The organism is Sorangium sp. So ce281, assembly GCF_051527395.1.
Lineage (GTDB): Bacteria > Myxococcota_A > Polyangia > Polyangiales > Polyangiaceae > Sorangium > Sorangium cellulosum_B.
The window spans coordinates 1,063,093-1,082,847 of the sequence record NZ_CP150322.1; the positions used below are offsets into that span (position 1 = coordinate 1,063,093).

The window sequence follows — 19,755 nt, forward strand, 5'->3', positions numbered from 1 at the left end:
CCCGCCGGGCGGCCGCCGTGGTCCGCCGGCCGCCGCGCCGGGGGCGGCCCTGGGCGATGTCGAGCTCGCGGGCCGGGTGGAACGTCGTGGCGATCCGTGAGAGAGCACGCGCATGAGACACATCCTCGATGGGTCGATGGGGGTCATCCTGGCCGCGGGGCTCTGCGGCGCCGGGTGCAGGGCGTCCGCGCATGAGCCTCCCGGCACGAACACGCCTCCCGGCGCGAACGCGCTTCCCGGCGCGGACGCGCTTCCCGGTGCGGACGCGCCACCGGCGGAAGAGCCCGCCGCGCCGCCGGCAGCCGCCCCGATGGGCGAGCGGATCGTCGTGGGCAGCGATCCGTGCAAGAGCGACGCAGACTGTGTGCCCGTGTGCGGGTGCCACGCGGCCGCGTGCATCGCGAAGGCCACCGCGCCGACGTGTGATCGAGGCCTGATGTGCACGCAGGAGTGTCGGCCCGGAACGATGGATTGCGGCGGCGGCTGCCTCTGCCAGGGCGGCCGGTGCGCGGCCCGCCTGATCAACGTGTCCCCGCGCTGAGCCTCTCTGCGTGCACCGCCCGCGGATGAGCGCGTAAAGGCTCTTGGAGCCCGGCTGAAGGCCCACCAGGACCGTGGACGCCTGGACTCGGATGTTCGCGGGGCAGGCGCCCAGCGCCGTCCTCAGTGTCTGTAAACATCGGCGAAGATCGAGCGACGCATGATGTCGTTCGTCGTCGTCTCGCGCACCCACGCGGCGATCCCGGTCCCGTTCGGGCCGAAGCCCACCGTCGGCTCCCAGTGTTCCGCGGCGTTGTCGTCCTCCAGCGCGTGGGCCTCCGTCCATCCCTGCGCGGGCGAGAGCTCGCTGGCAAAGATCGACCGGAGGGCGGCGGCTTTCTGGGTCCACACCGCGAGCCCTCGCCCGGCCCCATCCACGGCGATCTCGGGACCGCTCACGCTATCTTCATCGACCGAGAGCTTGTCGGCCGGTTGGAACGTCGTCCCCGAGAAGCGCCGCGCCCAGATCGCGCAGCCGGCGCCGCACTGACGGAACACCACGCCCCCGTCACCCTCCGCGTTCATCGCGACGGCGTAGTCCGTCGCTCTTTGGCCCGCGGTATCCACGCCGGTCGCTCCGGCCCACACGCCCCCTGAATAGAAATTGGCGATCACGTGCGACACCGAGGAGGTCGAGTCGCGCTGGAGGAAGACGACCATCGCGTTCCCGTTGTCGTCCATCACGACGCGTGGGCTCAAGTGGTCGAGCGTGTCATCCGCTTCCAGCGGCTTCGGGCCTGCCGCGCTGCCCTTGTGCGTCGTCAGATCGTAGGTGACCACGTTGCCCAGCACGTTGAGACGCCCGCCGTCCGACTGGTACCACGCGGCCACCGCGCGCAGCGTCGTGCCCACGGTGGAGACGCCGACAGCCGTGCCGTTGCAGCTGGTCGTGCTCCCCGACACCTTCACCGGGGCTTGCCAGCCCTGCCCGCCCTCGTAAATGGCCAGGTATCCCTCACGCGCCGAGGTGTCGACGGTGTTCACGTCGATCCCCACGGCGATATGGCCGGCGGGGGTCATCGCGACCGTCGTCGAATGTTTCGAGACCCCCGAGGTGCCCTCGGCGATCGTCTCGACCGTGCCCCACCCGGCGGGCCAACCGAGCGATGCCGTGAACCGCTTGCCGAACACGGCGCCGCCCACCGAGGACGAATACCAGACGACCACCCCGTTGCCCTCGGCGTCGATGGCAACCCTGGCGTTCACGCCTCTCGTGGCCGCGTCGTTGACCTGCAGCAGCGGGTCCCAGCTGTCGCTCTTCTTGACATAGCGGCGCGCCCAGACGGTGTCCTGATCATAAAACACGAGCAGCGCGTCGCCGTTGGCCGAGACCGCGACCTGCGGAAGGAAATTCGAGATCTGATTGGCCAGATCGTCATGACCGATGCGCTCGAACGTATCCCAGTGAGGCGGGGGGGCTTCTCCCCCGGTCCCGTCGCCGCCTGCCGCGCCGCCACCCGATCCATCGCCGCCTGCCGCGCCGCCACCCGCTCCGTCGCCTCCGGTCTCGTCGCCGCCTGTCGCGCTGCCGACGCTGCCCGCATGACCGCCGCCTCCGCCGTTGCCCACGTCGCTGGAGCTCGACGACGACTCGAACGTTCGCACCTTCTGTCCGCAGGCCGCGACGAGGACGAGCCCCAGAATGAGACCCAGCTCGCGCCTGGCGCCCGCTCCCCCGCCGTGCCCGGATTTTTCGCGCATCATGCGCGAGGATGAGATCCGAAGGCCTCGGAGATGTCAATCCCCGACCGCGCGACCTCTCCCGGCTTGGCGGGACACATTCAACCTCTCCGCGACCGCGGCAGGACAGGGCAGCAGCGCGCCCACGAGATCACCTGCGTTCCCGCGCGTTCCTCATGCGCTCGACCCCTGACCCTTGGCGTCCCAGGCGACATCGAGGGACACGGGGCCTCGGAACATGGTGACTTGCCGGAGCCCGGGCTCGAACCTCGCGGGGGCTTCAACGACGGCCTCATCGTGGTTGGCAGAGCCCAGGAGAACGAAGACCCGCGCCCCCTTGGGGATCGTGACGTCTCCGATCGTCACGTCGACATTGGCGACACGGGTCGTCCCGGGGACGGGGCAGTCCCGGCGGAGGGTCTCCTCCACGACGGCGGCGGCGAGGGACGGATCGCGCACGAGCGCCGCGAGCGTGTCAGGGTGCAGGAGCAAGAGATGCACGGCGTTGCCGAGCAGGTCCGTTGTGGTCTTGTGGCCCGCGAACACGAACGCGGTCGCATCACTGACGGCCTTCGGCATGTCGAGCTGACCGCTCGGGTCCGTGGCCGCCTCCTGCTGTACCTGTTCGCGAGGAAGGCGCGTCGCGGGGAGGGCGCGCGTCGTCGACCGTCCGAGAGCTCGGTGGCGGCGGTGCTCACCCAGCTAGCAGGATCGAGAGCGCACCACCGCGGCTGTCCTCGCGAGCCACGCCACGGGATCTCTCGCGTGGTAGGGGTGCTCCGACGGCTCGATGTTGTCGAGGAACTTGCGGTAGATGATCGCCTGGCGGGCCGCGGCGACGGGCGCGAGCAGCTCGGCGGCGCGCTCGGGGTCGGAGCCCGGGATCGCGGCGCGCCACGCGCGGCTCCAGGAGCTCTGGAGCGGCTCGACCACGCCGGGCGGGGCCCCGTCGAGGAACGCTGGCTGATCGAGCAGCGGATGCCCGACGCCGCTGTCGCCCCAGTCCAGCAGGACGGCCGACGTCGCGTCGCCGCGGGCATTGCCGACGTGGAAGTCGCCGTGAACCAGCGTGTCGGGCAGCCCGGCCTCGGCGAGGCGAGCGAAGCGCTCGGGCAGGCCATCGACGAAGCTGTCGAGGGTCGCCCGATCGCCGGCGGACAGCTCGGGCGTCCGAGCCATCACGTCAGCAATGAGCCGGATCAGGGCCGGCGCGCGCCAGTCCGGCAGCCCGAGCGAAAGGAGCTCACCGACCTGTCGGCTCGCGTCGCGCTGCAGCCCGACCAGCAGCGAGACCAACCTCTCCCGGACCGGCAGCTCGGCCTCGTAGAGGTCCTCGCCCGGGATCTCCCGCATCAGGATCCGCCGGCCGTCGTGGCCGAGGAGCGCCGGTACAGGTCCCCCCGCGAGCCGCGCGATCACAGCCCCCTCGTGGCCGAAGAACGGAGGGACATGCTTCAGCCAGACAATCTCGTCGCGAACCCGGAGCCGCCACAGGCTCGACAGGTTCCACGACCGCATCTGCTCGGCGGGCGCCGTCCGCGCGAGGCCCCGATCGCGCAGGACGGCGTCCGCCCAGGCGAGGTCGTCGGCAGGCCCGCCCGGCCGCGCCCACGGCTGCCGGAGCGGGTGGTCGTCGAGCGCCCCGCGCCAGGGCTCGACCCCGGGCGGCGGCGCGTCGAGCTCCGCCTCCGCGAGGTAGGTGACCGCCCCGCCTTGGGGGGCCGGGAGCTCGGCGGCGAGCATCCGGAGGACCGTCACCTGGAGGCCGAAGCGCTCGCGGGCACCCTGGACGACCGCGTGCGCATCCTGCCACCACGGCGTCGCGACCGGATAGGGCGGCAGCGCGCCCACGAGCCCGCCGCTCGCGGTGAGGAGGACGAGCCGAACGACGCGCGGCGGGTGGGGCAGCATCGCGCGATGATAGCGAAGGGGCGGCGTCGCTCGCGCGCGGATGCTCGGCCGCCGTACGAAAGACGTCCGCGCGCCGCTCACGTCGAGAGCCGCTCCGCCGCGACGGCGGCCCTGACGGCGCGCTCCAGCGCCTCGCTGTCCTCGGGCGAGAGGGCGCGCATCGCGCCTGGGAACGCCGCCTCGAGGTCCACGAGCACGTCGAGGGCCGCCTCCTCGTCGAGGGCCGCCCGATCGTGGCGTCCCACCTTCGACGCGGCGGACGCGAGGCGCGGGCCGTTCACGAGCCGCTCCCCCCAGCGGATCAGCGTGGCGAGGTCGACCGGGCGCTCCGGGTCCCACGGCGCGCTCTCGTCGAAGCGGTCCTCGCGCATCTCGGCGATCTTGCGCTTCAAGGCCATGTAGGCCCCGGCCGGCATGCGGACGTCGGGCTTGGCCACCAGGCCCTTCGCGAGGTTCTCCGGGCCGAGGGGCGGCAGCCCCAGGGCGGACGCGACGCGCGACGGAAAGCGCTCGGGCACGGCGGCGATCTCCGCCTTGCCGCGTGCGCCGCGCGGGCGGCGTCCCGGAGCGACGCGCGGAGCAGCTGCCAGCCGAAGAAGGGGTCCTCGTCGCGAAGCCACTCCTTGCGCTTGCCGAAATGGACGCCGGCCGCGTCGACGCCGATCACGAGCTGCGCGCCGTGGATCTTCTCGAGCGCGACCCAGGTCGGAGCGTCGCTCGCGCCGAGGCACGGCATCTTCGGGAAGGGGAGGAACTCCATTTCCGGCGACGATAGCGCCGATGGCGCGGCCGGTCCGCGGAAGCCGCAATGATGCGCTGAATGGTGCGCTGAATGGTGCGCTGAATGGTGCGCTGAATGGTGCGCTGAATGGTGCGCCGAATGGCGCGTTGCGTCGTCCGCGGCGGAGGAGCGCGGCAATCCCCGCTCCGCCCGCGCTGCGAGCCGCCGGCGCGACGAGCGCGGCGAGCGCGGCGAGCGCGCGAGGCGCTTGATTCCGGGAAAGCGTTGGCGTTCCTTAGCCATCAGGGGGTCACCATGTCCGCAGAACCCAGCCGGGCGCCGCCTGCGCCTTGCTTTCGCCTCCTGCTGATCGAGGACAGCGCCATCGCCGCCTCGGTCGTGCAAAGCCACCTCGACGCCGTGCCGTGGCAGCGCGCCGAGCTCGCGCACGCGGAGACGCTCGCCGCCGGGCTCGCGCGCGTGAACGAGGGGTGGGATGTCGTCCTCCTCGACCTCTCCTTGCCCGATGGGGAAGGCATCGAGGTGGTCGAGCGGGTGCGGGCGGTGGACCCCCATGTGCCCATCGTGGTGCTGACGGGCCACGACGACGTCCGCCTCGCGGAGCGCGCGCTCGGCGCGTCGGTGCAGGATTACCTCGTGAAGCGGGGCCTCGGCGCGGACACGCTGTGGCGAGCCATCCGCTATGCGGTCAGCCGCCAGCAGCTGCTGACACAGCTCGCGCGGGCGATGGCCGAAGCCCGCGAGAACGAGGCCAACCTGCACCAGCTCATCGCCCGGAGCGCCGATGGAGTGATCGTGCTGGATCCCTCCGGGACGGTGCTCTTCGCGAACCCCGCTGCGGAGTCGCTGCTGGGCGACGGGCGCCCCGTCGCAGGGCGGGGCTGCCCGGCGGCGCTCTGCGCCGGCGAGACGAGCCTGGAGGTCGGAGGGCAGCAGGTCGTCATCGACGTCCGCTGGGTCGACGTGGACTGGCAGGGGCGCCCCTCGCGCATGGCGCTCCTGCGCGACGTGACCGGGCGGCGCCGGGCCGAGGAGCTGCGGTCACGGCTCGAGCGCAGCGAGCGGCTCGCCGCGGTCGGCCAGCTCGCGGCGGGCGTGGCCCACGAGATCAACAATCCTCTCGCGTACGTGGTGGCCAACCTCGAGCTGCTCGCCCGCGAGGTGCGGCGGCTGGCCGACAGGGGCGTCGCCACCGAGCACCTCGCCCAGCCGCTCGCGGACGCCCGCCACGGCGCTGCGCGGGTGATGGACATCGTCGGGGATCTCGGGGTGTTCGCGCGCGCGGAGGCGAACGAGGCGATCGGGCCGACCGACGTCAACGCGGTGATCGAGAGCGCGCTCAACATCGTGCATTCCCAGATGAAGCACCGCGCGCGGGTCGTGCGCGAGCTCGCCTCGGTCGCGCCCGTGAGCGGCGCGGAGGGGCGCCTGACGCAGGTGTTCGTCAACCTGCTCATCAACGCGGCGCAGTCGATCCGGGAGGGGCGCGTCGCCGACAACGTCGTCGAGGTGCGGACCCGCGATCAGGGCCGGGAGGTCGTCGCGGAGATCGTGGACTCCGGCTGCGGCGTGCCCGAGGAGCACATGCACAGGCTGTTCGAGCCGTTCTTCACCACGAAGCGCGCGGGGGAGGGGACGGGGCTCGGACTCGCGATCTGCCGCAACATCGTGGAGTCGTGCGGCGGCACCATCGGCGTCAGCAGCGAGGCCGGCGTCGGCACCTGCGTCCGCGTCCGGCTGCCCGCCTGGTCGAGCGCCGAGCTCACCCCTCGCCGCGCGCCGCCTGCGCCCGCGCGGCGGGAGGAGCCGGCGCGGCGCGCCCGGATCCTCCTCGTGGACGACGAGCCCCTCCTCCTGCGCGCGCTGCGCGGGCTCCTCGAGGCGTCGCACGAGGTCGTTTGCGCGCGCTCGGGCAGAGAGGCCCAGAGGACGCTCCGGCTGGACGCGGACTTCGACGTCGTGCTCTGCGATATCGTGATGCAGGAGGGCACGGGGATAGAGCTCCACGAGTGGCTCCAGGCGGAGCTGCCGGCGCTCGTCGACCGGGTGCTGTTCATGACCGGAGGGGGCACGAGCGAGGTGAGCAGGCGGTTCCTCTCGGCCCACGAGGGACGCGTGCTGCCGAAGCCGATCGACCCGGCGGAGCTGCTCCGGCGGATCGATGCGCTGCTGGAGGCGAGAGCGGCAGAGCCCGAGAGGATGTAGCGGCGAGCCCGGGGTCGGGAAGGTGGGAATCGGGGCCGGCCGGGAAGGGGGGAATCGGGCCCCGCCCCCCGGCGCGCCATCGGCCGCGCGACGCGCGGCGCGGGCTCACGTCCCGCCGCAGGCCTCGTACTCCGCCTTGCACGCGTCTGCGCCCGCCTGCTGCACGCACGCCCTGCAGTCCGCCGCGATGCCCTGGCCAGCGCACTCCCTCTCGCACTCGCCGGCGCACACGCCCGCCGCGCAGACGCAGGCGATGAGCGCGTCCGTCTCGGGATCTTGCAGCGGATCCGTGTTCGGATCGCAGCCTTGCACGCACGCACAGCAGATCCCGTCGCCGGGGCAGCAGCCGTCGCTGCGCCCGAGGGGACAGCGGCAGGCGCCGCCGCCTTGTTCCATGCACGGCCCGTAGCCGCTGCCGTCGGCGAGGCACGTCGCGACGCCCGGCTCGCTGACGGCGTGACAGGTGCAGGACGTGGTCTCGCCAGGAGTGCAGGTTGCGCCCGTCGCGGAGCTGGAGGCCGTCGAACTGGCGCTCGCCGAGCTCTCGCTCGTCGAGCTGGCGGCCGACCCGCCGCTCCCGGTCGGCTCCGGGTCGGTCGTCGCGGAGCCGCAAGCGGTCGCGAGCGCAGCCGTGAACAAGCAGACGAAAAGGAGGTTTCGCATCGGCGCCCCCTATAGCGCGCCGCCCGTGCGGCCGTCGAGGGCCATCACGGCGCGCTCCGTCGCGCTGCCTCCCCGGCACGGAGCCTCGCGCCGCGGCACCCCGTCATCAAAGCTTGTTCGTCAATGCTCTTTACATTACTTCACGAGCGCGTCATGACGCAGAGCGCCCGGCGGGCGCGTCCTCAGCGCTGGAGTCCGTGGATCCCGGCGAACGAGCGCCGTGCTCGGGCGCCCGGGGGGCGCGGGCGGCCCCTGCGTGAGAGGGCGTGCTTGCCTGGCGAGCAGGATGCCCTATGTTCGCGCCTGCTCGCGTCCCCGCCAGGGGGTGCGTCGGCGCCGCGTGCGCCGCGCGGGGAACGCGCTGCCTGAACCGTGCGATAGCAAGGAGATGAGAAGATGACGATCTCGATGTATCAGGCCTCGGTCCCGGTCCTCGTCAAGATGCTCGGCAACCTCTCGACGATCCTCACCAAGGCCGCCGCGTACGCCGAGGCGAAGAAGATCGAGCCTCGCGTCTTGCTCGACGCGCGCCTCGCCCCGGACATGCTCTCGTTCACGCGCCAGGTGCAGATCGCCACCGACATCGCCAAGGGCTGTGGGGCGCGGCTGGCGGCCGCCGACCTGCCGAAGTACGAGGACAACGAGGCCAGCTTCCAGGAGCTACAGGCCCGCATCACCAAGACCGTCGCGTTCCTGAACAGCCTGCGGCCCGAGCAGATCGACGGCTCCGAGGACCGCGATATCACCGTCCCGACGCGCGATCAGCCGCTGCAATTCAAGGGCCTGGTTTTCCTGCTGAACTTCGTGCTGCCCAACTTCTATTTCCACGTGACGACCGCCTACGCGATCTTGCGCCACAACGGGCTCGAGATCGGCAAGCTAGACTTCCTAGGCGCCCGCTGATCCGAGCGGCGAGCGGCGAGCGGCGGGCACCCGCTGCGGATACGGGCCCACCTCGACGTTTTCGGTGCTCGGCGTGCTGGAGCACGCCTGTGCGCCGAAAACGCCGATCTGGGCCCGTCTCCTGTGCGGGTGACCGCCGCTCGTCGTCGTTTCTACCTGACGCCCGGCTACCGCGCGCGCCTCGGGTCATGCTGGTGCGCTGGGAGCGGGCCGAGCCGCGTCGTGTCGACGAGGAGCGAGACGACGAGCGAGAAGAAGCGGCGGCGCGTCTCGAAGCTCGGGCTCAGGTCGGGGAGGAGGGCGCCTATCCGCCTTGCGCCGGCGTCGTGGAGGACGCGCTTGGCCATATCGATGGGCTCGATGTGGGCGGGGTAGAGGTCGCCCCCGGAGAGCCTTCGGATGAGGTCCACGTACTCGCCCACGAGCGGCGCGACCTCCGCCCGCGCGAGGGCGAGGGTGTCAGCCGAGAGGGAGCTCCCGGTGAAGACGAGGTGGAGGTCTCTGTCGTCGCAACCGGCGACGAGGGTGCAGGGCTCGCGCGAGGGCCAGGGCGGCTCGCCGGAGACGATATCGGTCGTGATCGTGCGCCACTCCTGCCTGCGGAGCGGCGACGCGCTCGACCAGAGGCGCTCTTCGATTCGGATGGCATGGACGGGCATAGGGGCTGAGCTCAGTCTAGCGCTCACACCTCACGGTTGTAACGGCCTATGGTCGGTCAAGAAATCGACAAAACTCCATGGTATACGTGTTGTCCGCATTGGGTCCGATGCGGGATCGCCGCCGGGGACCCCGAACGCCCTGGATAGAATTCCGCAGCAACCTCTGCCTCGTCACGCCGAACGACCGCCGGGATGCGCACAACGCTCGGTGCACCACGCGCCCCACGGGACAGTCGAGCCGTCTTCGAAACCAGGTGGGCGGCGACGTCATGCCAGGATGCGCTTGGTGCACAAATCGAGCGCTTCGGGGAATGACGACATGGTCTGTTTCAGAGAATGACCCCGGGCGATGCACTCGAACGTCTCGTCGTGGAAGGCGAGCAAGTAGTGTCGATACTGCTTCCACTGACTTGGATCGTACTGGCTGTGAACCGAGTTGATCTTCATCAGCTCGGCGATCCATCGAGACCTCTCGACGACGTGCGCGGCATACCCGACCAGCCCGCGACCGTGCAGGGGATGTCCGTGGAGGACCTCGTCATTCGGTGGACCGAACTTGTGGGCGAGGCATAGCTCGAATTCGACGATGGCGATCAGGCGCAGGTCGGCGCTGGTGGGATCGACCACGGTCGCATACGAGCCATCCCACGTGGGGTCAGGTTCGCGCATGTTGTAGACGACGAGAGTCCGAGAGCTCGTGGCGAAAACATGCGGGAGTGGGGCGCCGACATTCCAAGGGTGTTGCCAGGGGATCTCGACGGCACACTCCTCCCCGGTCGCGCGGGCGAGATCTCGCTCGAGCGAGATGCACTTGTCGTGCGCAGTTTGGTAACGGGCCCATCCCCCGTCTCCGCGTTTTCCGGAGAGCGCAGCGGCTGCTGCAGCCGACAGCTCCTCGCGGGCGGCGTCCAGGGCGCGTGTCACGTCTTCGACGACCAGATCTGTCGATTCAGGCGCTCTGGGTGAACTCACGCACAGAAGGTCTCACGGATCGGCGCTGCGCCGCAAGTCCCGGGTGTCGCCCAGCGCCGCAGGGCAGATCCGTCCAACGCCGGCGGTCGTCGCTGCCTCTCCCGGGTGCCGTGGGCGCAGTGGGGCCGCGGTGGACCGTGCCCACGCGGTGATGGTAGGAGAAGATATGGCGAAGAGGCGTGCAGCATGGATGTGCGCGGCGTGGACGCTCACAGCCGGGGGATGCACCACGCTCGTGGGGCTGGACGACAGCTACCACCTCGTGGGCGGCGCGACGGGCGGCGAGGCCGGCGCAGGCGCGGGGGGCGAGGCCGGCACTGGCGCGGGCGGGGGCGAGGTGGTCGTCCCCACCGACGTCGCGCTGATCGACGACATGGAAGACGGCGACAGCGCCATCGATGAGGCGGGCGGCAGGGTCGGTTACTGGTACAGCTTCAATGATGGGACGGGCACGCAGACTCCCCCGGTCTACTCGGACGAGAATCCCGTCGGGTTCGTCCCGGAGGCGCTCGCGGAGCCGCGCGGCGAGAGCACGATGGCGATGCACACGTTCGGATCCGGCTTCACGGAGTGGGGCGCCGGGTTCGGCTTCGCGCTGAACGGCCCCGACGGGGGCCTGCTCGCCTACGACGCGTCGGCGTACAGCGGTATCGTGTTCTGGGCCAAGCTCGGCGACGCGGGCGCGGCGACGACGATGAAGGTCAACATCCCGGACAAGACCTCGGATCCCGCGGGCGGGATCTGCGATGAATCGGGAGAGGACGTGGCCAATCCGTGCTTCGACGACTGGTCATTCATCGCGCGCCTCGGCACGGCGTGGGCCCCGGTCGTGATCCCCTTCGAGGAGCTCGCGCGCGGCGGCGGGGACGCCGAGCCAACCGGCGAGGCCATCGACCTCACAGGGCTCTTCGCGATCGAGTTCGGGTTCACGGAAGGGCAGGATTTCGACGTCTATATCGACGACGTCGGCTTCTACAGGTGATCGCCTGATGGGGGCCTCTCGGCGGCGTGACGCTGGGATCGCGGGCGCTCAGCGAGACGCGTCGAGGTGATCCCGGACCACGTCGTCGTCCAGGCGTCAAAATCGTTGATAGTTGAACTATCTGCTCTCGGTAGTGATTGCGGTGAGTCGCCGCGCGCAGCTACCGTCGAGGTTCAAAAAAGGCGACGACAGTAGATAAAATGGGTGAGCTGGTGGGTCGTTGGGGCACAAAAATGTCCGCGATCGACCTCTGCCGTGAGCCGGACGGGACAGGTTCTGGTACATAATATCAAATCGGCGCTGTTGAGTCGCAGCGTCGGGAACCCGTGCAGGCGCCGATCCATGTGGTCGGCGCTCGCACCAACTCGTGCCTTCCTTCGGGCGCGGCGTGGAGAACACGGTGAACCCCGAGCAACACACGCATCGCTGGCCTCTCGAGCTCTTCGGCTCACACCTCAGGTACGCTGCGCCGCTCTTGCTCGCGCTCGTCGCGGCTTGCAACGGCCAGATCGGCGGGCCCGGCCAGTCCACGGGGTCTGGCACGGGCCCCGGCGGGGACGAACCTGGGATCGTCCAGCCCCCGGAAGACGTGCTGGATTCGGCGTTCTGCCAGACGCCGAGGCCCGGTACGGCGCCGCTCCGCCGTCTCAGCAATTACGAGTACGCCAACACGGTGAAGGATCTCTTCTCCGGCGTCCCGGGCGTGGCCTCCGCGGTCGACAAGGTGGTCGCCACATTTCCGAACGAGTCCGAGTCGCTCGGCTTCCGCAACAACGCGAGCTTCTTGAACGTCGGCTCGCTCGTCGCGCAGAAGTTCCTCGACGCCGCGGAGCAGGTCGCCGCTGTCGCGGCCCACGCCTCGGGCCTCGTCTCCTGCGATCCGGAGGAGATCGGTGAGCTCGAGTGCGCGCGCGACTTCATCCGCACCTTCGGCGCCAGGGCGTACCGCCGGCCGCTCACGGAGGCCGAGGTCCAGAGTTACGAGGAGCGCTTCACCGCGGGAGCGGACGGGTACACCTTCGACGACGGCATCGAGTGGGTCGTCTTCAGCATGCTGCAGTCGCCGAACGTGCTCTATCGCGTCGAGCTCGGCCAGGCGAGCACGGGTGACGTCACCGAGCCCACGCCGTACGAGATGGCCTCGCGGCTCTCGTACCTGGTCTGGCAGTCGCAGCCGGACGAGGAGCTCACGCGGGCGGCGGAGGCGGACGAGCTCGGCACGCCAGAGCAGCTCGAGGCCCAGGTGCGGCGCATGCTGGCCGATCCCAGGGCCGAGCGCTTGCTCGAGTACTTCGACCAGTGGCTCGACACCGACATCCTGAGCAGCATGAACCGCGATCCGGCGGTGTATCCGGGCCTCCCGCGCGACCTGCCCGCCTTGCTGCGGGCGGAGACGCGCACGTTCGTGAAGGACCTGTTCGCGAGCCCGAGCGGCTCGCTCGACGACCTCTTCGCCGCCGACTACAGCTTCGTGAACGGCGCGCTCGCGCAGCACTACGGCGTGAGCGGGGTGAGCGGCGACGATTTCGTCAAGGTCGACATGCCTGGCCGCTCGGGGGTGCTGACCCAGGGCATGATGCTCACGCGCGACAAGGCGACGCGCACCTCGATCGTCCGCCGCGGCCTCAAGGTGCGCACCGATGTCCTGTGCCAGATCGTGCCCGCGCCGCCCAACGACGTGAAGCTCGATCTCGAGGGCCTGGGAGAGGGGCTCTCGCAGCGCGAGCGCCTCGAGCTCCACCGCACCGAGCCGAGCTGCGCGGGGTGCCACGCGCTGATGGATCCCATCGGCGTGGTGTTCGAGTCGTTCGACGCCGTGGGCCGCCCCCGCGCCACGGACGAGGCCGGCAGGCCGATCGACACCTCGAGCGCCATCTCGAGCACGCGCGACGTCAACGGCCCTGTGGCGAACGCCGCCGAGCTGGGCCAGCGCCTCGCGCAGAGCGAGGAGGCGCGCGCCTGCTACGTGCTGCAAAACTTCCGCTTCTTCTACGGTCGCGACAAGACCGACGCCGATCGCTGCTCGATGGCGTCGCTCTCGCTCGCGTTCAAGGACAGCGGTTACAGCCTGTCCGAGCTCCTGGTCGCGCTCACGCAGACCGACGCCTTCCGCTACCGCCCCGTCATCGTCCCGGAGAAACAATGAAACCTCTGAGCCGCCGTACCTTCCTGCGTGGCGCATCCGGAGTTGCGCTCGCGCTCCCGTTCCTCGATGCGATGCGTTCGAGCCGCGCGCGAGCCCAGACGACGCCGTCCCCGCGCCGCATCATGTTCGTGTTCCAGGCGAACGGCGACGAGACGGATCGGCGCTTCGACGCCCGCGGTGAGACGAGCTTTCAGCTCGGCGAGTTCCTCGCCCCGCTCGAGCCCTACCGCGAGGATCTCCTCTTTCTCAACAACCTGCACAAGCGCTTCTACGATCTGCCGGAGTCCGAGCGGGCCGACAACCACCAGCAGGGCGGCAGCTCGCTCGCTCCGTGGAAGTCCGGCACCGGGTCGTTCCCCATCGGCGGCACCGAGAGCACCATCGGTTACGTGGAGGGGCCGAGCGCCGACTATGCGATCGGCGGTCGCGTGCTGGAAGCGAACGAGAGCATCGCGCACCGGCACCTCGTGTACCGCGTCGGGGACAAGTGGAACGACATCTGGAACACCCACTCCCACGCGGGGCCCGCGGGCGAGCAGAGCCCGATCCCGCCGGAGACCGACCCGTACGAGGCCTACGCCCGGATCTTCGCCTCCATGCCCGACGACGGGGGCGCGCAGCAAGAGGTGCTGAGGCGGCTGGCGAAGAAGCAGTCGGCCATCGATCTGGTGCGCGAAGAGGGCAACTCCCTCCTCACCCGGGTCGGCGCCGAGGACCGCGCCAAGATCCAGCAGCACCTCGACGCGATGCGCGACGTCGAGCGCGCGCTCCAGGCCGGCAACGGCGCGGCCGCGTGCGTGAAGACCCCGCTCGGCGAGCGGCTCAACCCCTACGCCGACGAGAACCACGCGATCATGGGCGAGCTGTTCTTCAAGATCAGCGCCCTCGCGTTCGCCTGCGATCTGACGCGCGTTGTGCACTTCAACTGGAGCGGCAACACCAGCAACCGCGTCTACGCGAACCTGGGCCTCAGCGACGGGCACCACGACATCTCGCACAACAGCGACGACGACTCGTTCGCCAAGGTGCGCAAGATCCACAGGCACCTCTGGGAGCAGAACACGAAGCTCTACGATATCTTGAAGAACACGAGCGACGGTGACGGCACGCTCTGGGATCACACGCTCGTCGTGCACTGGAACGAGCTCGGGCAGGGCGACAGCCACAGCATCGAGGACAGCCTCGTCGTCTTCGCGGGCAAGGCGCACGACTACTTCCGGCGCGGGCGGCTGGTGGATTTCCGCGGCGATCGCTCCTTCGCCGACATGCTCGTGAGCTGCTTCCACTACATGGGCTTCGAGGACGTCAAGAGCTTCGGCGAGGGCGTCTTGAACACCGGGGGCGCCCTGCCGCTCACCTGAGCAGGCGCCGCCTCTCGCCGGCGGCGCGGAACGCAGCGCATGCGGCGCCCCGCCAGCGGGCGCGCTCCGTACGTTTTTCCAGGTGAGCGCTCTCTCAACGGGTGCTTCACTGGGTGGCATGTCGATCATCCAGCCTTGTTTCGATCGGTCGGTCGTCGTCCGTGGCGCTGACGCTGAGATCGTCGGCTCTCCCGCCGCGCGGATGGCGGTGGTGACTCGAGTCGCGTCCTTGTCGTACTTCTTGGCGTGCACCAGGGCGGTGAGGAGCGAGCCGCCCAGGTTCGTAAGGCCGTGCACGACCCCCATCGTGACGAGGTAGGTGCGCTCGTAGCGTATCAGGGACTCGACCGCTGCGCCGATCCGCTGGGAGAAGTCCTTGAGGGCGACGAACACGAGGAACGGACCGATGATGAAGCCGACGTTGATCTTGACGCGGGTGACGAACGCCAGGCAAGCCACGACGAAGGGGATCGTGTACAGAAGGATCCTTCGGAACAGGGTCCAGTCGATCTGGCGCCAGTGCTGGGCGATCTGAAGCAGGTTGATGGAGATGGATATCGGCAAGAGCACCGTCAGCGTCGTGGTGAAGGAGTACCCCAGCAGGAGGAGGATGGGCGTGCCGAACAGCAGCACCCCGACCCCGAAGACGGACTGGATGGCTGCGGTGATCACGACGGCGATCAGGATATCGCGCGCCATACCCCTCCCGGAATGCGCACCTCTCGTCGGCCCCCGCCGACATGTCTGTCTCAGGAACCCTTGGTCACGGCCCTGTCGTCGTTTCGAGCCGCAGCCGCGCGCACCTTGCTCGCCACCACCGCGGAGAGCACCGCCTCGTGCAGCGCGCCGTTGGTAGCGACGATGCCGCGCCGCAGGACGAGGTCGTCACTTCGGTAGTCGATGGGCGCGCCGTCGAGATCAGACATGCGCCCGCCTGCGGCGGTCAGCACAGCCTCGGGGGCGCAGGTATCCCAGCGCTTGGCGCCTCCGCCGTCGTGCACGTAGAGATCGGCCTGCCCCAGCACGAGGCGCGCCACCTTCACGCCGACCGATCCGCAGGGGACGATGCGTTCGGTGCCGAGGCGAGCGAGCAACGGGTCGAGCAGCGGAGGGCGGTGGGAGCGGGAGATCACGATCGTGGCCTCGCGCGGATCGCTCACCGCGCTCACCGAGAGAGGGCGCCGCGCGCCGTGAGCGTCCTCGGCAAACGCGGCGCCGCCCGCTCGGCCGGCGATCCCCTCGCCGTCAGCCGGCATCACCACCACGCCGAGCACGGCGCGGCCGGCGACGGCGAGGCCGATCATCACCGCGAACTCGCCGATGTGCTCGGTGAACTCGCGCGTGCCGTCGAGAGGATCGACGAACCACACCCGGGGCGAGGTGACGAGGCGGGCCACCTCCGCGGGATCCTCGGGCACACCTTCCTCGGAGAGGATGGCGTCGCCTGGGAAGGATGAGGCCAGGGATTCGCAGACGATGTCGCTCGCCTCTCGGTCGGCGCGCGTCACTGGATCCCCCGGTCCCTTGAGCTCGACCGTGAAGGCCGTGGCGTAGATGGCGCGCACGCGACGCTCAGCGGCGCGCGCAATACGGAGTACCTCGTCGAGCTCCGGATCCGTCTTCATCTTACCCTATGATTAATACCGGGCGCAGCGGATCGCTAGGGCGCGCCCACATGTCCCAATGGTGCACAGTCGGCCACCGTGGGATTGGGGACGTGGCGGGGATTGGCGCAGCCGCGGCCTCGCCCGTTCAGCACGTGCGAGGGATGATATCCATGCATGGCTTGTCCGAGCGTCAAGGCCGACGCCGCCAGCATGAGGCCAGCGAACGCCCAACGCCGCACGGCCGCGCTGATGTGCCTGGCGAGCCTGGCGCCGGCCAGGCTGCCTGCGCACTCGGTGATGCTCAGCGAAACGGCGAGCGGCCAATCGATCGGCGGGTGGGGGAGATGGCCGGCGAGACCAGCCATCGTGTTCATCGCGATGACGAGGATGGAGGTGCCTATCGCGGCGTGCACGGGGGTCCCCGTGAACATGACGAGCAGGGGGACGATAGCAAACCCGCCGCCGAGACCGACCAGGCCGGTCAAGCAACCGACCAGGATCCCCCCTGCCGCGAGCACGGCCATAGGCCGCCAGCTCGATCGTTTTCTGCCTTGGTCCAGCGGAAGCGGGGGGCGATCCCAGAGCATCGCGACGGACGCGACCACGGTGGCCATGAAGAAGATCACCCGAAGGATGTGCTCCGGGATCACACCCGCGATGTGTCCGGAGAGGTACGCTCCCGTCATCGAGGCGAGACCGAAGGTGAAAGCGTACCGCCAGACGACGGCGTTCTCCATGGCGTACGGGACGACCGCGACGAGGCTCATCAGCATGACGGCCACGAGCGAGGTGGCGACCGCGCGGTGGAGCTCGAGCCCGGCGACACTTGTCAAGAGCAGCACGGTGAGGATCGACGGGCCGGCCCCGAGGATGGCCGATACGATCCCGATGATCAGACCGAGCGCCGCTATCAGGTACATCGTCATACCGCTGCGTCGCGCCACGTCGCCGCGCCCCGGGGGGCGAGCGGAGCCCGCTCGAGCCGCGGAGGTCGCCCGCACCCGCGTACCGCAGACGACGGTCGTGTACGGGCGCACGGGCGCGCGAGTGGGCCAGCGCGCCCATGCAGAGTGGCATACTGCGTGCCCAAAGCGGTGGCGTACGGATACGTCGAAAGGAGGCACACAATGGCTTCGGGCGAGGGCTTCGTCGTGTGGTTTACCGGGTTGTCGGGGTCCGGCAAGTCGACCTTGGCCGCCATGCTGGCTGCCGAGCTGCCGAGGCGGGGCGTGCATGTCGAGTCGCTCGACGGAGACGTCGTCCGCACACACTGAGCGCGGGGCGAGCGATCTGGAGCTCATCGGCAATGGCGCCTATTCCCCGCTCAAGGGGTTCATGACGTCGCGGGATTACCTGCGCGTGGTCCGCGAGCGGCGGCTGGAGAGCGGCCTCGTCTGGTCGATCCCGATCACGCTCGCGGTCCCCGACGAGGACGCCGCTCGTCTCTCCCTCGGCAGCGAGGTGGCGCTGGCGTCGCCGGACGGGCGCGTCGTCGGTGTGCTCGAGCTCGTCGACCGCTGGACGCCGGACAAGGAGGTCGAGGCGCGCAACGTTTATGGCGCAACGGACGAAGGCCACCCGGGCGTCGCCTACCTGCGGTCGTCGGGCGACGTGTACCTCGGCGGCGAGGTCTGGTTGATCGAGCGGCCGCTCTCACCGCAGTTCCCGGAGTATCCCCGGGATCCGGCGGCGACGCGGGCAGCCTTCGAGGCGCGCGGCTGGCGGCGCGTCGTGGGATTCCAGACGCGCAATCCGATTCATCGCGCGCACGAGCACATCACCAAGTGTGCACTCGAGATCACGGACGGGCTCCTGCTCCACCCGCTCGTGGGCGCGACCAAGGCCGGCGACGTCCGGGCGGACGTGCGGATGCGTTGCTACGAGCTCTTGCTGGAGAAGTATTACCCCGCAGACCGGGTCGTCCTCGGGCTGTATCTGGCCGCCATGCGCTACGCGGGGCCGCGCGAGGCCATCTTCCACGCGCTCGTGCGCAAGAACTACGGCTGCTCGCACTTCATCGTCGGGCGCGACCACGCTGGCGTCGGGCGCTTCTATGGGACGTACGACGCGCAGCGTGCGTTCGACGACTTCCTCCCGAGCGAGCTCGGCATCGAGCCGCTCAAATTCGAGGAGGCCTTCTGGTCCACGGTCGTCGGCGGGATGGCGACCGACAAGACCGCGCCTGGAGGGCCGGAGACGCGCATCACGCTCTCGGGGACCCAGGTGCGCGAGCTGCTGCGCGCCGGGAAGCTGCCTCCTCCCGAGTTCAGCCGCCCGGAGGTCGCGCAGATCCTCCTCTCAGCGACGCAGGGGCGAGGGCACGATCAGGCAGCCTGACGGCGCCCGCCGGCCGACGCTCCGGGGCGCTCCTCGCCGGTCTCCAGCCAGTGGGCGCAGTCGGTTCCCAGCTTCTCGAGCGCCAGCCGATCGAAGCGCGCGCTCTGCTCGGGGGTGATCTCGGCGCGGTAGTCGCGGGCCGGCCCCTTGTGGAAGAACGCCTTGGGGTCCCGCATGTGTGTCCCGGCGAACGGGGCCATCTGCTCGGCTCGCGCACGCATGTAGCCGAAGGAGCAGTGCTCCAGGATCACATCCAACCGCAGCCTGGTCGGATCGACGTCGATGAACTCGGCGATGCGCACGATCTGACCGCGCAGGTCCTCCTTGAGCCGCCGGTAGTGCACGAGGAGCACGTTCGGCTCGCCCCGGAGCTTCCACCACGATCGCACGACGTCGAACAGATCGCAGCAGCCGTACCCGTCGGTGTCCAGCCACTTGTCGAAGAACGCCTGCGCGCCCTCCGGAATAACGAGCCGCGTTGGATCGTTGGACCATTTCGCGTGGATGCGGTTGATCTTGTCCATGGTCTCGGCGGAGAACTGACTCAAGTAGTTGTGGAAGCTGATGCCGAGATCCTTGCCGTTCCGGCCGACGAAGATGTAGCGGGCCTGCGCGGCGATGGGCACGGCGTCCGCGGGCAAATGCGACTTCAGCACACGACGCTCGCCGGCCTCACGCTGCGCCTTCAGCATCGCCAGCATCGCGGCGTGGTCGCCGAAGCTGGAGTCCAGCCAGGGCGACGTGTCCGAGAGAGCGTCTCTCCGCTCTTCTCCGTTGTCGAGGATCTGCTGGATAATGCGCTGGGTCCACGTGGTCCCCGCCTTGAACGGGTCCGCCACGACGATGTCGCCGGAGACGAAGCCGCCCTGCGTCAGGAAGTCGTTCCAGACAAGGGAACTGTTAAGGTAGTCCCTGACGACTCGCGTCGGCAGGATCAATCTGTCGTTCATGACCATTTGTCACCCTCCTTTGTCGCTGCTCCGAGCAGGATGTCCGGACGACGGGCTCGCCCCCACCGAGTGGCCGTCAGCCAGGTGCTCCGTTTCG

Annotated in this window: 17 protein-coding genes and 2 pseudogenes; 8 read left to right on the top strand and 11 right to left on the bottom strand. The window is 69.7% G+C overall.

What is annotated here, in order from left to right; translation table 11 throughout:
• The first annotated feature begins 112 nt into the window (after positions 1-112).
• A complete protein-coding gene (locus WMF27_RS03925) occupies positions 113-541 on the top strand; it encodes a hypothetical protein (RefSeq protein ID WP_437761592.1) in 429 nt (142 codons plus the stop codon).
• A 122-nt stretch (positions 542-663) separates the two neighbouring features.
• Here WMF27_RS03925 and WMF27_RS03930 read toward each other — a convergent pair whose 3' ends face one another.
• The 4 genes from WMF27_RS03930 to WMF27_RS03945 form a co-directional block, all read right to left on the bottom strand.
• Positions 664-2,244, bottom strand: a complete 1,581-nt coding sequence (locus WMF27_RS03930) for a hypothetical protein (RefSeq protein WP_437761591.1) — start codon at positions 2,242-2,244, stop codon at positions 664-666.
• A gap of 150 nt (positions 2,245-2,394) precedes the next feature.
• Positions 2,395-2,799, bottom strand: coding sequence for a cytochrome P450 (locus WMF27_RS03935; RefSeq protein ID WP_437761590.1), 405 nt, complete (start codon positions 2,797-2,799; stop codon positions 2,395-2,397).
• A gap of 123 nt (positions 2,800-2,922) precedes the next feature.
• Positions 2,923-4,131 carry an aminoglycoside phosphotransferase family protein gene (locus WMF27_RS03940; protein WP_437761589.1) on the bottom strand — a complete coding sequence of 403 codons (1,209 nt, stop codon included), beginning with the start codon at positions 4,129-4,131 and terminating at the stop codon, positions 2,923-2,925.
• A gap of 77 nt (positions 4,132-4,208) precedes the next feature.
• Positions 4,209-4,649, bottom strand: coding sequence for a hypothetical protein (locus tag WMF27_RS03945; protein ID WP_437761588.1), 441 nt, complete (start codon positions 4,647-4,649; stop codon positions 4,209-4,211).
• A 518-nt stretch (positions 4,650-5,167) separates the two neighbouring features.
• Here WMF27_RS03945 and WMF27_RS03950 point away from each other — a divergent pair.
• Positions 5,168-7,078, top strand: a complete 1,911-nt coding sequence (locus WMF27_RS03950; protein WP_437761587.1) for a response regulator — start codon at positions 5,168-5,170, stop codon at positions 7,076-7,078.
• A 105-nt stretch (positions 7,079-7,183) separates the two neighbouring features.
• Here the strand turns inward: WMF27_RS03950 and WMF27_RS03955 are convergent, their stop codons facing one another.
• Entirely contained in the window at positions 7,184-7,741 is a 558-nt protein-coding gene (locus WMF27_RS03955) for a hypothetical protein (protein ID WP_437761586.1), read from the bottom strand.
• Positions 7,742-8,137: 396 nt separating this feature from the next.
• Between WMF27_RS03955 and WMF27_RS03960 the strand changes: the two genes are divergently transcribed.
• Positions 8,138-8,644 (top strand): DUF1993 domain-containing protein, encoded by a 507-nt coding sequence (locus tag WMF27_RS03960; RefSeq protein ID WP_437761585.1) that lies wholly within the window; start codon positions 8,138-8,140, stop codon positions 8,642-8,644.
• A gap of 167 nt (positions 8,645-8,811) precedes the next feature.
• On the opposite strand, the gene WMF27_RS03965 is transcribed toward WMF27_RS03960, so the two are convergent.
• Both WMF27_RS03965 and WMF27_RS03970 read right to left on the bottom strand, forming a co-directional pair.
• Complete coding sequence (locus WMF27_RS03965) at positions 8,812-9,303, bottom strand: UPF0262 family protein (protein ID WP_437761584.1); 492 nt, start codon at positions 9,301-9,303, stop codon at positions 8,812-8,814.
• A gap of 267 nt (positions 9,304-9,570) precedes the next feature.
• The gene (locus tag WMF27_RS03970; RefSeq protein ID WP_437761583.1) at positions 9,571-10,227 is read right to left on the bottom strand and encodes a hypothetical protein; all 657 of its coding nucleotides are present in this window, start codon (positions 10,225-10,227) and stop codon (positions 9,571-9,573) included.
• 214 nt (positions 10,228-10,441) lie between these two features.
• On the opposite strand from WMF27_RS03970, the gene WMF27_RS03975 reads away from it, so the two are divergent.
• The 3 genes from WMF27_RS03975 to WMF27_RS03985 all read left to right on the top strand — a co-directional run bounded on the left by WMF27_RS03975 (position 10,442) and on the right by WMF27_RS03985 (position 14,764).
• On the top strand, positions 10,442-11,257 hold the full coding sequence (locus tag WMF27_RS03975) for a hypothetical protein (protein ID WP_437761582.1): 816 nt from the start codon (positions 10,442-10,444) through the stop codon (positions 11,255-11,257).
• Positions 11,258-11,657: 400 nt separating this feature from the next.
• Positions 11,658-13,403, top strand: coding sequence for a DUF1592 domain-containing protein (locus tag WMF27_RS03980; RefSeq protein ID WP_437761581.1), 1,746 nt, complete (start codon positions 11,658-11,660; stop codon positions 13,401-13,403).
• A 71-nt stretch (positions 13,404-13,474) separates the two neighbouring features.
• Positions 13,475-14,764, top strand: a complete 1,290-nt coding sequence (locus WMF27_RS03985) for a DUF1552 domain-containing protein (RefSeq protein WP_437761580.1) — start codon at positions 13,475-13,477, stop codon at positions 14,762-14,764.
• Positions 14,765-15,034: 270 nt separating this feature from the next.
• Here WMF27_RS03985 and WMF27_RS03990 read toward each other — a convergent pair.
• The 3 genes and pseudogenes from WMF27_RS03990 to WMF27_RS04000 form a co-directional block, all read right to left on the bottom strand.
• Positions 15,035-15,463: pseudogene (locus WMF27_RS03990) on the bottom strand (TSUP family transporter); the annotation flags it as partial.
• Between the two features lie 50 nt (positions 15,464-15,513).
• The gene (locus WMF27_RS03995; RefSeq protein WP_437761579.1) at positions 15,514-16,389 is read right to left on the bottom strand and encodes a 3'(2'),5'-bisphosphate nucleotidase CysQ family protein; all 876 of its coding nucleotides are present in this window, start codon (positions 16,387-16,389) and stop codon (positions 15,514-15,516) included.
• 35 nt (positions 16,390-16,424) lie between these two features.
• On the bottom strand, positions 16,425-17,297 hold the full coding sequence (locus WMF27_RS04000; RefSeq protein ID WP_437761578.1) for a sulfite exporter TauE/SafE family protein: 873 nt from the start codon (positions 17,295-17,297) through the stop codon (positions 16,425-16,427).
• Positions 17,298-17,498: 201 nt separating this feature from the next.
• Between WMF27_RS04000 and WMF27_RS04005 the strand changes: the two are divergent.
• Positions 17,499-17,636: pseudogene (locus WMF27_RS04005) on the top strand (adenylyl-sulfate kinase); the annotation flags it as partial.
• Positions 17,605-18,708, top strand: coding sequence for a sulfate adenylyltransferase (gene sat / locus WMF27_RS04010; RefSeq protein ID WP_437761577.1), 1,104 nt, complete (start codon positions 17,605-17,607; stop codon positions 18,706-18,708). The pseudogene WMF27_RS04005 and the gene sat, both read left to right, overlap by 32 nt.
• On the opposite strand, the gene WMF27_RS04015 is transcribed toward sat, so the two are convergent.
• Positions 18,696-19,664 carry a sulfotransferase domain-containing protein gene (locus WMF27_RS04015; protein ID WP_437761576.1) on the bottom strand — a complete coding sequence of 323 codons (969 nt, stop codon included), beginning with the start codon at positions 19,662-19,664 and terminating at the stop codon, positions 18,696-18,698. The two genes, sat and WMF27_RS04015, sit on opposite strands and share 13 nt — an antisense overlap.
• Positions 19,665-19,755 lie beyond the last annotated feature (91 nt).

What these genes read in the sequence shown, in the direction of transcription:
- WMF27_RS03955 (WP_437761586.1), bottom strand. Translation starts at nt 7,741, where the DNA reads ATGCGAAACCTCCTTTTCGTCTGCTTGTTCACGGCTGCGCTCGCGACC.
- WMF27_RS03960 (WP_437761585.1), top strand. Translation starts at nt 8,138, where the DNA reads ATGACGATCTCGATGTATCAGGCCTCGGTCCCGGTCCTCGTCAAGATG.
- WMF27_RS03935 (WP_437761590.1), bottom strand. Translation starts at nt 2,799, where the DNA reads ATGCCGAAGGCCGTCAGTGATGCGACCGCGTTCGTGTTCGCGGGCCAC.
- WMF27_RS03995 (WP_437761579.1), bottom strand. Translation starts at nt 16,389, where the DNA reads ATGAAGACGGATCCGGAGCTCGACGAGGTACTCCGTATTGCGCGCGCC.
- WMF27_RS03985 (WP_437761580.1), top strand. Translation starts at nt 13,475, where the DNA reads ATGCGTTCGAGCCGCGCGCGAGCCCAGACGACGCCGTCCCCGCGCCGC.
- WMF27_RS03940 (WP_437761589.1), bottom strand. Translation starts at nt 4,131, where the DNA reads ATGCTGCCCCACCCGCCGCGCGTCGTTCGGCTCGTCCTCCTCACCGCG.
- WMF27_RS04015 (WP_437761576.1), bottom strand. Translation starts at nt 19,664, where the DNA reads ATGGTCATGAACGACAGATTGATCCTGCCGACGCGAGTCGTCAGGGAC.
- WMF27_RS03925 (WP_437761592.1), top strand. Translation starts at nt 113, where the DNA reads ATGAGACACATCCTCGATGGGTCGATGGGGGTCATCCTGGCCGCGGGG.
- WMF27_RS03975 (WP_437761582.1), top strand. Translation starts at nt 10,442, where the DNA reads ATGGCGAAGAGGCGTGCAGCATGGATGTGCGCGGCGTGGACGCTCACA.
- sat (WP_437761577.1), top strand. Translation starts at nt 17,605, where the DNA reads ATGTCGAGTCGCTCGACGGAGACGTCGTCCGCACACACTGAGCGCGGG.
- WMF27_RS03965 (WP_437761584.1), bottom strand. Translation starts at nt 9,303, where the DNA reads ATGCCCGTCCATGCCATCCGAATCGAAGAGCGCCTCTGGTCGAGCGCG.
- WMF27_RS03930 (WP_437761591.1), bottom strand. Translation starts at nt 2,244, where the DNA reads ATGATGCGCGAAAAATCCGGGCACGGCGGGGGAGCGGGCGCCAGGCGC.
- WMF27_RS04000 (WP_437761578.1), bottom strand. Translation starts at nt 17,297, where the DNA reads ATGACGATGTACCTGATAGCGGCGCTCGGTCTGATCATCGGGATCGTA.
- WMF27_RS03950 (WP_437761587.1), top strand. Translation starts at nt 5,168, where the DNA reads ATGTCCGCAGAACCCAGCCGGGCGCCGCCTGCGCCTTGCTTTCGCCTC.